The sequence below is a fragment of the Stenotrophomonas sp. YJH_SMC_101-4 genome, from assembly GCF_059370395.1.
Genome location: NZ_JCAFTP010000001.1, coordinates 43,957 through 55,645, shown reverse-complemented (window position 1 = coordinate 55,645; position 11,689 = coordinate 43,957). Strand labels below are relative to the sequence as shown.

The window sequence follows — 11,689 nt, the reverse complement described above, 5'->3', positions numbered from 1 at the left end:
CTGGGACGTACGTTTAGGTGCTGGGTCGTGCCGGCCGCTGGCCGGCAGCCCTTGCATGCGAGCCGCCAGGAGGATGCCGGCCAGCGGCCGGCACCACCGTTACGCATCCAGCGCCTGCCGCAGCGGGGCCAGGAAGGCTCCAGCGCGCTGCTCGGCCTCTTCAGCCGAGCCCGCTTCGGCCAGCACCGCCACCAGTGCACTGCCGACCACCACGCCATCGGCCTGGCGCGCCATCGCCGCCGCACTGGCCGCATCCTTGATGCCGAAGCCAGCCACCACCGGTACCGAAGCGCGCGCACGCAGGGCCTGCAGGCGGGCGCTGGCAGCATCACTGTCCAGCCGCTCGGACGCGCCGGTGACACCGGCAAAGCTGACGTAATAGAGATAGCCACGGGCCAGCGCCAGCAGCTTGTCGGCACGTGCCTCGCTGGTGGTCGGCGAGGCCAGCAGCACCAGCGCCAGGCCGGCCGCATCGAAAGCCTGCTGCGCTTCACCGGCTTCTTCCGGCGGCAGGTCGACCAGCAGCACACCATCCACACCGGCCTCCACGGCCGCCTTGGCGAAGGCGGCGTAGCCGTGGATCTCCACCGGGTTCAGGTAGCCCATCAGTACTACCGGCGTCTGCGCGTCACGCTCTCGGAACTGCGCCACGGCCTGCAGCACGTAGCGGCTGCCCGCCCCGCGTGCCAGTGCACGTTCGGAGCTGCGCTGGATGGTCGGGCCATCGGCCATCGGGTCGGAGAACGGCACGCCCAGTTCGATCACATCGGCGCCGGCATCGACCAGTGCATGCATGACCGGCACGGTGGCCTCCAGCGAGGGATCACCGGCAGTGATGAAGGGAATCAGCGCCTTGCGCTGCTGCTCGCGCAGTCGCTGGAAACAGGCATCGAGTCGGGATACAGGCATCTCAGGCACATCCTTCAATCAGTTCAATCGCATCGCTGGTCCCCCAGTACATCCGGGTGACCTTCCCTTCAAACAGTTCCAGGCGGATGCCCAGGTCCGAACCCGGGTCCTGCCAGGTGAGGTACTCGCCCTGGTCACCGTCGTAGGCATGCGGGCTGGACACCGGCGGTTTCGGGAACTGGGCCATGGCCTGGGCTCGGGTCATGCCGATGCGCAGGCCGAACGGCCCCGGCTGTTCGACCGGCAGTTCCGGCTCATCGCCCGGCTTAAGATCAAAACGGACCACGCGGTCGTCGTCGGTCATCATCGACACGCCCGGCGGCAGCCCCTTGCCGTCGTAGTACTCGCAGTCGCCTTCGAAGAATTCCTTCGCGCCCTGCGCCTTCCAGGGACCCAGCGCCTTCAGGTCAGTCATGTGCTGGCCAACCAGCACGTCACCGGCATGGTCCAGTGCCACCGAAGCCACCGCAGGCGCGTCATCGCCGCTCGTCCCTTCTTCGGAGGGGGCATCGACAATGGGCGTACGCGCCATCGGGTCAAGATCATCGTTGGCAGCCTGCTGCACAGGCTGCGTGGTGGCCTTGGCGGCCGGTGCCAGCACCGGCGGCTCCGGCGGCTGGCACGCGGCCAACCCCAGTGCCAGCAGCAGCACGCCACTGTTCCGCAGCAGCGCGCTCACAGCACCAGCCCTTCGCGCGCGGCGATGGTATGCACGTCCTTGTCGCCACGGCCGGACAGATTGCAGAGCACGATCTGGTCACGCGGACGCTCACGCGCCAGCTTGATCGCCTGCGCCAGCGCATGGCTGGATTCCAGTGCCGGCAGGATGCCTTCGGTGTGCGCCAGCAGGTGGAAAGCCTGCAGCGCTTCCTCGTCAGTGATGCCGAGGTACCGTGCACGACCGGTATCGGCCAGGAATGCGTGCTCCGGGCCGACGCCCGGGTAGTCCAGGCCGGCCGACACCGAGTGGGTCTCGATGATCTGGCCGTCGTCGTCGCACAGCACATAGGTGCGGTTGCCGTGCAGCACGCCGGGGCGACCCGCCGCGATGGAGGCGGCATGGCGACCGGTGCTGATGCCATCACCGGCAGCTTCGGCGCCGACGATATCGACCTGGCGATCGTTGAGGAAAGCATGGAACAGGCCGATGGCATTGCTGCCACCGCCCACGCAGGCGGTGATCGCATCGGGCAGGCGACCGTATTCGGCCAGCATCTGCTCACGCGCTTCGCGGCCGACGATGGCGTTGAAGTCACGCACCATGCGCGGGTACGGATCGGGGCCGGCCACGGTGCCGATGATGTAGAAGGTGTCCTGCACGTTGGTCACCCAGTCGCGCATCGCTTCGTTGAGCGCGTCCTTCAGGGTGGCCGAGCCGGAAGTGACCGGTACCACCGTCGCGCCCAGCAGCTTCATGCGGTAGACGTTGATCTTCTGCCGCTCGATGTCGGTGGCGCCCATGTACACCACGCATTCCAGGCCCAGGCGCGCGGCAACCGTGGCACTGGCCACGCCATGCTGGCCGGCACCGGTCTCGGCAATGATGCGCTTCTTGCCCATGCGCGCGGCCAGCAGCGCCTGGCCGATGGTGTTGTTGATCTTGTGCGCGCCGGTGTGGTTCAGGTCCTCGCGCTTGAGCAGGATCTGCGCGCCGCCGACGTGATCGCTCAGGCGCTGGGCGTGATAGATCGGGCTCGGCCGGCCCACATAATGCGCCAGGTCGCGGTCATAGGCCGCCTGGAATTCGGGGTCCTGGCGGGCCTGGTCATAGGCCTGGGCCAGTTCCTGCAGCGGGCCGACCAGGGTTTCGGCAACGAAGCTGCCGCCGTAGCGGCCGAAGTGGCCCTGGGCATCCGGGAAGGCGTGGTAGTCGGCAATGGGGGAGGCAGACATGGATACGACCGGTGGTTCAGACAGGTGGATACTCTAGCGCACGGGTCGTGACCGGAAAATGGATATTATCTGGCGCATATCGTCAGGAAATCTCACATGAGCCGTTCCCTGCTTCCGCCGCTCAATGCACTGCGCGCGTTCGAGGCCACCGCACGCCTCGGTGGCGTGGGCCGCGCCGCACAGGACCTGCACGTCACCCACGGTGCGGTCAGTCGGCAACTGAAGCTGCTGGAGGATCACCTGGGCCTGGCACTGTTCCAGCGTGCCGGCCGCGGGCTGCGCCTGACAGCGGCTGGCACCCGCCTGCAGGCGGCGTGCAGCGAGGCCTTCGGCGGGATCGAGGACTGCGTGCGCGAACTGCGCCGGCCAGCGGCCTCCCCAGCACTGGTACTGGGCTGCAGCGGCAGCGTACTGGCGCGCTGGATGATTCCGCGCCTGCCCGTGCTGCAGGCCGCCCTGCCCGGCGTGCGCCTGCAGTGGTCGGCGCTGGATGGCAGCTTCACCGAAGCACAGGCGGCGCTGGACGCCGTGCTGCTGCTGGCGCAGGGTCCGTGGCCACGGGGCTGGCAGGTCCGCGAGCTGGCACCGGAGCGGGTGGGCGTGGTGGTGGCCCCGTCACATCCGGCGGCGCAGCGCCTGCGGCAGGCACCGCCCTCGGCACTGCTGCAGGAAACAGTGCTGCACACCAGCTCGCGGCCACAGGCGTGGCCGGCATGGGCGCAGGCACATCGCCTGGACCCAGCAAAGCTGCAGCTGGGCACCGCTTTCGAACATCTCTATTACCTGCTGGAAGCAGCAGTCGCCGGGCTGGGCCCGGCGATCGCGCCCGAGCCGCTGGTAGCCGAAGATCTGGCAGCAGGCCGGCTGGTCGCACCGTGGGGGTTTGCCGCCACCGGCGGCTTCTGGGTGCTGGCACGGCCGGATGGCCCGGCCGATGCACGGGTGGACGCCCTGGCCGAGTGGGCAGCAGCGCAACTGCGATGAGACGAGGCCCCGGGCGGCATTCACCTCCCGGAGCCGGCAACGCAGGCCTCAGCGACCGCCCATCGAGACCCGCTGCTGCTCCTCATGCACCTGCTGCTGGTGCGAGGGATCTGCCAGCAGCTTGGCACTGGTCTGCTCCAGCGACGGCGGCGCCTGGGCCAGATCGACAGCGGTGCGGAAGCCCGGCGTCGTGCCCATCACGAACGCCTTGCCATCCTGCACCGTGATGCTCTGCAGCTTGTCGGCCGCGTCGATACCGTTCTGCTTTGCATGCAGGGTGATATTGGCCGCAGCCTCTTCGGAAAACACGCTGGGAAGCTTGCTGCGGACGGCGTTGTGCAGTGCGTGGTCCGGATGCGATGCATCGTTCAGCGACGGCCCCTTCGGCGCAGCCGCTGCAGGTTCATGGCCCTGCGCACGGCCCGCCGCCAGTGCGGCAGTGGTCTGGCGACCGACAATTCCATCGGCCGCCAGCCCCTGCTGCTTCTGGAACGCGATCACCGCTTCGCGGGTGTGGTCACCGAAACGGCCATCCTCCGACAACCGATGGCCCTGCGCATCACGCACGCCGAGCTGATTGAGGGTCTGCTGCAACGCCTGCACGTCGGTGCCACGCTGCCCCTGCTTCATCACCTCGCTGGCCGCAGGGTGTGATGCAGCCGGCTGCACGGTGGCGCCAGGCCGGGACAGCGCAGGTTCGCCATTGCCATGCAGCGGCGCGCGCACCTGGAATTCCGGCTTCGGTGTCAGCGCACCAACGATGCGGGTGCTTCCGCCATCCCAGTACCCGCCCGGCCGGATGGTGACTTCGGCCGGCCCCGTGCTTCCCTGCGAACCGATGAACTGGATGTTTCCCTGCGCGTCGTAGCCTTTGAAAATACCGACATGCTGGCCCTGCGACGAGGAGAACATCAGGATGTCGCCCTGCTTCAGCGATCCGTTCGGCTTGCGTGCTTCGGCAGCCGAGGTCACGTCGAAATGCTCGCGTGCGTAAGCGGTCGTGTTCGCGCCATTGAACAGCGTCGAGGTAGTGAACCCTGCGGCGTTCTCGCCACGCACGTCGTAACCCGCGTTCTTCAGGCCACGCCATACGAATGCCGAGCAATCCACGCCCAAGCGTCCGTCACCATCGAGATCACGCTCCAGCCGGCTGCTGTCGCGACCGGGACGCGGATGGTCGGGGCGCCCGTATTCGTACTGGCGGCCCGAGGCCATGAAATGCTGATAGGCCTCGTTGTAGAGCGCGGCACTGCCGACTGCAGCCGCGGCCTGGCCCGCCGCGGGCGCAGCTGCCGAAGGCATCTGTACCTGCGTTTGGGCCTGGGCCTGCACGGGCGTGGCCGCCTGTGTGCGCGTGGGTGGCTGCTGCGTGGCAACCTCACCCGGCTGCCAGCCCTCGAAACGGCGAATGCCGTCGGCCAGCACTTCACGCTCGCGCACGCTCATCTGGCCGACGGTCTTCGAACGCAGATCGACACCCTGGCGATCGCCTTCGGCATAGATGGTGGCCGCCTGCTCCTTGTGGTGGGTGGTGCCGCTGTAATCCTTCGTGGAGTAGCTCGGCAGCATTTCCTCCACGGTCTTGTCGCCGAACCGGCGTTCGAGCAGCTGGATCTTCGCCACCCGGCCCGCTTCATAGCTTTCGAAGACCGCGTTGCCCCATTGGTCGAGATCGACCACGCCCTTGTAGCGCCCCTGCGCCGATTCCAGCGCCTGCTCGCGGGTACGCGGATTGGTCACCGTCTTGTCCGCGCTGCCGGCGAATTCAAACTTGAGATTGCCAGGATTGTTGTTGCGCCACGAGACGCTGCCACCTGATCGTTCGATGACACTGCCATCGTCCATTTCCAGCGTGCGCGTGGTACCTACGCTGCTGACCAGCCGGGTGATTTTTGGATCCGACATGAGCTGTTCCTTTGCCAGTGGTTGATTGGACCGCTCCCCTGGCGGTGATTACATTCCGTTGGAAAACACGTCGAGCACGTCCGCACTGACCCAGCCCTGTGCGCAGTTCCCGGCGTAACGTCCCGGCGCCGCCGCATGGCAGGCCTCGCCCCCTGTGCTGGCCAAGCCAGTGATCGGCCTGTCGCCATAGGTGTCACACAACGTGTTGCCCTTGCACTTGCCGACCGTCGCGGCGGGAACCGCAACGACGTAATAGAACAGGGGATTCTGTCCGGTGCGCCCGATGCCCTGCACGCAGACCAGCTGCCCCTTCGACAGCTTCGCGGTCACGCTGGCCTTGCTGCCGGTGGATGGCACCGCATTCAACGTTTCCACGCCTTTGGCGTCGGCTACGCCGGCGAAGAAACCCTGGTCGCCACAGTCCGGCGACAGTTCAACATCGTAGAAATCGCCGCTGTCCACATCACCGGCCGTGCAGCCGCTGCCCGTACTGGCGTTGCTGCATTTCACGCCACTGGCCTGGATCAGCGCAGCCAGGCCGTCGGCAGCCGGAGCCGTGGCCGGCGCTGCGGCAGGTGCGGCCGCCGGTGCTGTAGCGGCCGGTGCCGACGCTGTCGGGACGGATGAGTCACCGGCCGCACATGCGCCCAAGGCGAGCAGCAGGCCGGGCACGAGCGTCAGGCGGGCCAGGCGGAGACGGTGGGAAGAAAGATGGGGCATATCCATTGCGTCCTCGTTCGAAAGGTAGGGCATATCTCAAGGGTGCGGCCAGCGACACGCACACGGCATCACACCCGGCCAGCTAAGGCTGGGCGCATTGTGTCCGATCAGATGTTCGGGGGGTGTCGACTTTTTGGCGCTGGAACCTGAATTGCCCGGAAGCGTGACTCCCATCACACCAAGGTGACGCGGATCACTCCAGAACGGTGCAATCCGCGCGACGCACTTCCTCGACGAAGGTGCGCATCCTGTAGCCGTCCTTGATGCCCGGCTCCAGTTCGATGCCACTGGAGACGTCCACGCCCCACGGCAGCGTCGCCAGCACGGCGTCGTAGACATTTTCCGGGTTCAGGCCACCGGCCAGCAGGAACGGCCGGTGCAATCCGGTCGGAACGCGGCCCCAGTCGAATGCCACGCCGGTGCCGCCGCCACCACCCGGGGCGTGGCTGTCGAACAGGAAGCCGGCAGCGCTGGGATAGCGTAGCTGCAGGGTGCGGGCGTTGACCTCTTCACGGCCCCCCATGGCGATCGCCTTCAGGTAAGGCATGTTGAAGCTGCGGCAGAAGCTCTCGTCTTCCTCACCGTGGAACTGCAGCAGGGTCGGCCGCACCGTGCGCAGGACCTCGCGCACTTCTTCCTTGCTGTTGTTGCGGAACAGCGCCACCACGTCGACCATCGGTGCGATCGCCTGGCGCATCGCGCGGGCCTCAGCCGGTGCGACCCGGCGGCTGCTCTCGCGGGCAAAGATGAAACCCACTGCGTCCACGCCCAGCTCACCGGCCAGGCGGACGTCGCCAGCACGGGTCATTCCACAGAACTTGATGCGCGTACGGTAGTAGGAACGGCTCATAGCGTGACCTCGGCGGGCAGATGCCAGTTGTCGGGGTACAGGGGCCCAAGGAACACCAGGCCCTGCGGCGGTGCGGTGGGACCAGCTACGGTGCGGTCGCGCCCGGCCAGCAGTTCGGCGATCCATTCCACCGGTTTTTCACCGCTGCCCACCAGGATCAACGATCCGACGATATTGCGGACCATGTGATGAAGAAATGCATTGCCACGTACTGCGACTTCGATCACTTCGCCATCGCGGCTGACCTGCAACGACTGCAGTTCACGCCGCGCATGCAGCGCCTGGCACTGCACCGAACGGAACGCGCTGAAGTCGTTCTCGCCAAGCAGGGCCTGGCCGGCGGCGTGCATCAGGGTCTCGTCCAGCGCCCGGCGCTCCCAGCTCAGGGTCTGCCGGTCCAGTGCCGGCCGTACCTCACGGTTGAGCAGCCGATAGCGGTAGCGGCGCGCACGTGCGGAGAAGCGGGCGTGGAAATCATCGGCCACCGGCACGCACCAGCGCACCGCGATCGAGCGCGGCAGGCGGGTGGTGGTGCCGAGCATCCAGGCGCGCGGATCGCGCACCACGTCGGTATCGAAATGCACGACCTGGCACTGGCCATGCACGCCGGCATCGGTGCGGCCGGCGCAGACCACCTGCAGCGGCGCATCAGCCACCGATGACAGGGCCTGCTCGAGGCTGGCCTGCACGCTGGGCCCCCCCTCGCCCAGGTTCTGCCAGCCTCTGAAATCGCTGCCGTCGTACTCGACGCCAAGCGCATAACGCATGTGCTACCTCGATGTTGCGGATGGGGCGGCGCTCAGGCCGGATCGCGTTCGGACCAGACCGCCAGTTCGTTGCCACCGGGCTCGACGAACTGGAAGCGGCTGCCACCGGGGAAGGAGAACACCGGGCGCACGATCTCGCCGCCGGCGTCGCGCACGGCGGCCTCGACCGGTGCCAACTGGTCGGCATACAGCACCAGCAGCGGTGCACCGCTGTCGCTGGCCCGCTGCGGCTGGCCACGGAAGAAGCCGCCCTGCAGGCGGCCATCGTCGAACGCCGTGTAGTCGCTGCCGTAGTCGACGAACGACCAGTCGAACACCTTCTCGAAGAAGGCACGGCTGGCGGCCGGGTCGCTGGACGCGAATTCAACGTAGTCGATGCGGCGTTCGCGGCTCATGGCAAGGTCCTTGTCGGCAGGTTCGGTCACGGCAGGCGCCCCAGCAGTTCGCGGGCCTGGGCCTGGCTGTGCAGGTCACCGCCTTCAGCGACTTCCAGCAACAGGGTGCGCGCGGTCTGTGCGTCGCCCAGATCGAGGTAGGCAATGGCCAGTTCCAGGCGCTCCTGGCCGGCACGTGGCGACCAGCCCGCGTCGCCGGCAGGCGCAGCCGCGCTCGACGCGATGTCGTCGGAATGAGAGGCCTCGACGGCGCCATGATCGATGCCGTCGATGGCTTCGCGACGGGCGGCGTCCACCGGAGCCTCGTTCTCATGCGCGTCGGCCGGCAGATCGAACACGCCACGGAACTGCGGCTGCTGTTCGGCATGCAGTGCGTAGTCCGGCACCACCACTTCGACCGGCGCCTGCGGTGCAACGCGCTCGTCCTGCAGCGGCTCGGCGACGACACCCTCGTCGCCGGTGGTTGCGGGATCGTCCCAGCGCGGCAGATCGGTCACCGCTTCGGGCAATGCCACCACGTCCTCCTCGCGCAGCGTGTCGGTCTGCCAGCCGGCCCGCGCCAGGTCCTCGGCAACGGGTTCGGCGACCACCACGTCATGCACTTCGGTTTCGGTGGCCCAGGCGGGCATCGCCGGTTCCTGGCGGCCATTGTCGGCAACAGCCGACGACCATGAGGACTGCTCGGCCAGCGTATCCAGCGCCGCACCCGCCGGCACCGCCGCGGTCAGGCCGGCGGCATCGTCTTCCTCACGCAGCGGCGGCAGCGGCGACGGCTTGCGACGACGCAGCAGCCAGGCCGCGCCCGCCGCCAGCAGCAGTACCGGCAGCCCCAGCCAGTACCACGGCGTTGCCGCATCGCGGGCATCCGGTGCCTGCGCCAGGCGCTGCTGCGCGGCGGCCAGGTCGTTGTCCTTCATCGCGATCAGCGACTGCTGCTGTTCCTTGAGTTTCTCAAGGTCGGCCACGCGCTGCTTCAGCTCGCCGATCTCGGCATCGCGGGTGGCGATGTCCTCACGCGCCTGGCGCAGTTGTTCGTTGCCCAGCATGTCACCCTCGCTGCCGGCAGCGGTGCCGGTGGTTGTGCCCGCGTGCGCGGCGTCGGACGCCAGCGCCGGAGCGATCTCAAGTCGTGCCCCGTTGGCGGCAGGCGGGGAAGAAGCGTTCGTGGTTGCGGCCTTGGCGACCGGGGCGACGGTACCCGCGGGTTGCGGCACGGTACGCGCCTGCCGCCATTGCGCAGCGTGCTCGCGCACGAGCGTCGCCGCTTCGGCAGCGTCGACCGCAGCAAGCGCATCGCTGCCTGGCATGCGCAGCACCGCCCCCTGCTTGAGCAGGTTGACGTTGCCCCGGATGAAGGCTTCGGGATTGGCACGCAGCAGGGCGATCATCGCGCGGTCGCGACTGACCTGGTTGCCACGTGCCACTGCACTGGCGATCTGCGACAGGGTCTGCCCGCGCTGCACGGTGATGCTGCCATCGGCCGCCGGTGCAGCAACCGGCGCGGAGGCCGCACGCGGGCGTGCCGGTGCAGGCACCACCGCAGATGGCGGCGTAGTGGGCGTCTCTGCTGCCGGCACCGTTGCCGAAGCCGGTGCAGGTTCGCGCACGATGGTATTGGAGAGCGTGCCGGCCGGTGCGACGATCTCCGGCTCGGCCACGGCCAGCGCACTGGGCGGCGCATCGACCAGCGCCGAGTACTCACGCACCAGGCGGCCCTGACCCCAGTCGGCTTCGATCAGGAAGCTCAGCGACGGCGTCTCCACCGGCGCCTGCGAGGTGACGCGCACCACTGCCCTGCCCTGCGTGTCGCGGGTCAGTTCGAACTGCAGTTCACTGACCAGTCCGGTTGGCCGCTGCAGGCCGACACGTTCGAAGGTGACCGGTGAGGCAAGCGCCACGCGCAGGTTTTCCAGCTCGGACGGATCGGCCGAGACCACCGGGATTTCAGCCAGCAGGGGCTGGCCCGGCTTGGACAGGACCCGGATGTCACCCAACCCCAGGGCGAGCGCCGAACTGCTGGCCAAGGCGAGCAGTGCGGCGGACAGATAGGTGAGCGGGCGCTTTGCGCCCTTGGCCCGTTTATTCATGGGCGACACTATAAAGCGTGCGGACCGGGGTCCGCACCCATGTAGAGCCGAGCCCATGCTCCGCTACATGGCCTGAGCCGAGCGTAGGCTCGGCTCTACAGAAAAGGCCGGACATTGCCCGGCCTCTCCATCAGCGCTGCTCGGCGGCGACCAGCTCGGCCAGCTGCACGGCATTCAACGCCGCGCCCTTGCGCACGTTGTCCGACACGATCCACAGGTTCAGGCCGCGCGGATGCGACAGGTCTTCACGGATACGGCCGACATACACCGCATCGGTGCCCGAGGCATGGGTGACCGGAGTCGGATAACCACCGGCTTCATGGCGGTCCACCACTTCAACGCCCGGCGACTGTTCCAGCAGCGCGCGCGCTTCGGCCACGGTCACCTTGTCGCGGGTTTCGATCGCCACCGATTCGGAGTGGCCGTAGAACACCGGCACGCGCACCGCGGTCGGGTTCACCAGGATGCTGTCGTCACCGAGGATCTTGCGGGTCTCCCAGATCAGCTTCATCTCTTCCTTGGTGAAACCGTTGTCCTGGAAGTCATCGATGTGCGGGATCAGGTTGAAGGCGATCTGCACCGGGAAGCGCTGCGGATCGATCTCCTGGAAGCTCAGCAGCTGGCCGGTCTGCTTGCCCAGTTCCTCGGTTGCCGAACGGCCGCCGCCAGACACCGACTGGTAGGTGGAGACGTTGATGCGCTCGATGCCGTACTTGCGGTGCAGCGGTGCCAGTGCCACCAGCATCTGCATGGTCGAGCAGTTCGGGTTGGCGATGATGCCGCGCGGACGGTTGGCGACCTGCTCCGGGTTGACCTCGGACACCACCAGCGGCACGTCATCGTCGTAACGGAAGGCCGAGGAGTTGTCGATCACCACAGCGCCCGCTGCTGCGAACTTCGGCGCGTATTCCTTGGACACGCTGCCGCCGGCCGAGAACAGGGCGATCTCGACGCCGCTCGGATCAAAGGTAGCCAGGTCCTGGACCTTGACCTTCTGGCCGTTGAACTCGATCTCGCCGCCGGCCGAACGCTCGGAAGCGAGAACGCTCAGGGTACCGACCGGGAAATCACGCTCGGCCAGGATCGACAACATGGTCTCGCCGACCGCACCGGTGGCACCGACGACGGCGACGTGGAAACTGCGCTGTGCATTGCTCATGGGGGAAACTCTCACGAAAA

Annotated in this window: 11 protein-coding genes; 1 reads left to right on the top strand and 10 read right to left on the bottom strand. The window is 67.5% G+C overall.

Translation table 11 applies throughout. The features are described 5' to 3' along the window. Window positions 1-99 precede the first annotated feature (99 nt). From trpA to trpB, 3 genes are read right to left on the bottom strand one after another with little or no spacing between them, the layout of a single operon-like run. Entirely contained in the window at window positions 100-909 is an 810-nt protein-coding gene (gene trpA, locus AC5P8D_RS00235) for a tryptophan synthase subunit alpha (protein ID WP_109814860.1), read from the bottom strand. Window position 910: 1 nt separating this feature from the next. Continuing rightward, window positions 911-1,588: a hypothetical protein gene (locus AC5P8D_RS00230; protein ID WP_010483068.1), complete on the bottom strand. Its 678-nt coding sequence runs from the start codon at window positions 1,586-1,588 to the stop codon at window positions 911-913. Further along, window positions 1,585-2,802: a tryptophan synthase subunit beta gene (gene trpB, locus AC5P8D_RS00225; RefSeq protein WP_010483065.1), complete on the bottom strand. Its 1,218-nt coding sequence runs from the start codon at window positions 2,800-2,802 to the stop codon at window positions 1,585-1,587. Before trpB ends, AC5P8D_RS00230 begins: the two co-directional genes overlap by 4 nt. A gap of 96 nt (window positions 2,803-2,898) precedes the next feature. Between trpB and AC5P8D_RS00220 the strand changes: the two genes are divergently transcribed. After that, a complete protein-coding gene (locus AC5P8D_RS00220) occupies window positions 2,899-3,786 on the top strand; it encodes a LysR family transcriptional regulator (RefSeq protein WP_019336661.1) in 888 nt (295 codons plus the stop codon). 48 nt (window positions 3,787-3,834) lie between these two features. On the opposite strand, the gene AC5P8D_RS00215 is transcribed toward AC5P8D_RS00220, so the two are convergent. From AC5P8D_RS00215 to AC5P8D_RS00185, 7 genes are all read right to left on the bottom strand, one after another. After that, complete coding sequence (locus AC5P8D_RS00215) at window positions 3,835-5,691, bottom strand: C40 family peptidase (protein WP_329761056.1); 1,857 nt, start codon at window positions 5,689-5,691, stop codon at window positions 3,835-3,837. A 48-nt stretch (window positions 5,692-5,739) separates the two neighbouring features. After that, the gene (locus AC5P8D_RS00210; RefSeq protein WP_329759195.1) at window positions 5,740-6,417 is read right to left on the bottom strand and encodes a hypothetical protein; all 678 of its coding nucleotides are present in this window, start codon (window positions 6,415-6,417) and stop codon (window positions 5,740-5,742) included. A gap of 187 nt (window positions 6,418-6,604) precedes the next feature. Continuing rightward, entirely contained in the window at window positions 6,605-7,261 is a 657-nt protein-coding gene (locus tag AC5P8D_RS00205) for a phosphoribosylanthranilate isomerase (protein WP_010483057.1), read from the bottom strand. Next, entirely contained in the window at window positions 7,258-8,028 is a 771-nt protein-coding gene (gene truA, locus AC5P8D_RS00200; RefSeq protein WP_010483055.1) for a tRNA pseudouridine(38-40) synthase TruA, read from the bottom strand. Before truA ends, AC5P8D_RS00205 begins: the two co-directional genes overlap by 4 nt. 32 nt (window positions 8,029-8,060) lie before the next feature. Next, window positions 8,061-8,423 (bottom strand): VOC family protein, encoded by a 363-nt coding sequence (locus AC5P8D_RS00195; protein WP_032952441.1) that lies wholly within the window; start codon window positions 8,421-8,423, stop codon window positions 8,061-8,063. Between the two features lie 26 nt (window positions 8,424-8,449). Beyond that, window positions 8,450-10,510, bottom strand: coding sequence for a FimV/HubP family polar landmark protein (locus AC5P8D_RS00190; RefSeq protein ID WP_495202983.1), 2,061 nt, complete (start codon window positions 10,508-10,510; stop codon window positions 8,450-8,452). Between the two features lie 130 nt (window positions 10,511-10,640). Continuing rightward, entirely contained in the window at window positions 10,641-11,669 is a 1,029-nt protein-coding gene (locus AC5P8D_RS00185) for an aspartate-semialdehyde dehydrogenase (protein WP_010483049.1), read from the bottom strand. Between the last annotated feature and the right edge of the window lie 20 nt (window positions 11,670-11,689).

What these genes read in the sequence shown, in the direction of transcription:
- trpA (WP_109814860.1), bottom strand. Translation starts at nt 909, where the DNA reads ATGCCTGTATCCCGACTCGATGCCTGTTTCCAGCGACTGCGCGAGCAG.
- trpB (WP_010483065.1), bottom strand. Translation starts at nt 2,802, where the DNA reads ATGTCTGCCTCCCCCATTGCCGACTACCACGCCTTCCCGGATGCCCAG.
- AC5P8D_RS00220 (WP_019336661.1), top strand. Translation starts at nt 2,899, where the DNA reads ATGAGCCGTTCCCTGCTTCCGCCGCTCAATGCACTGCGCGCGTTCGAG.
- AC5P8D_RS00215 (WP_329761056.1), bottom strand. Translation starts at nt 5,691, where the DNA reads ATGTCGGATCCAAAAATCACCCGGCTGGTCAGCAGCGTAGGTACCACG.
- AC5P8D_RS00210 (WP_329759195.1), bottom strand. Translation starts at nt 6,417, where the DNA reads ATGGATATGCCCCATCTTTCTTCCCACCGTCTCCGCCTGGCCCGCCTG.
- AC5P8D_RS00205 (WP_010483057.1), bottom strand. Translation starts at nt 7,261, where the DNA reads ATGAGCCGTTCCTACTACCGTACGCGCATCAAGTTCTGTGGAATGACC.
- truA (WP_010483055.1), bottom strand. Translation starts at nt 8,028, where the DNA reads ATGCGTTATGCGCTTGGCGTCGAGTACGACGGCAGCGATTTCAGAGGC.
- AC5P8D_RS00195 (WP_032952441.1), bottom strand. Translation starts at nt 8,423, where the DNA reads ATGAGCCGCGAACGCCGCATCGACTACGTTGAATTCGCGTCCAGCGAC.
- AC5P8D_RS00190 (WP_495202983.1), bottom strand. Translation starts at nt 10,510, where the DNA reads ATGAATAAACGGGCCAAGGGCGCAAAGCGCCCGCTCACCTATCTGTCC.
- AC5P8D_RS00185 (WP_010483049.1), bottom strand. Translation starts at nt 11,669, where the DNA reads ATGAGCAATGCACAGCGCAGTTTCCACGTCGCCGTCGTCGGTGCCACC.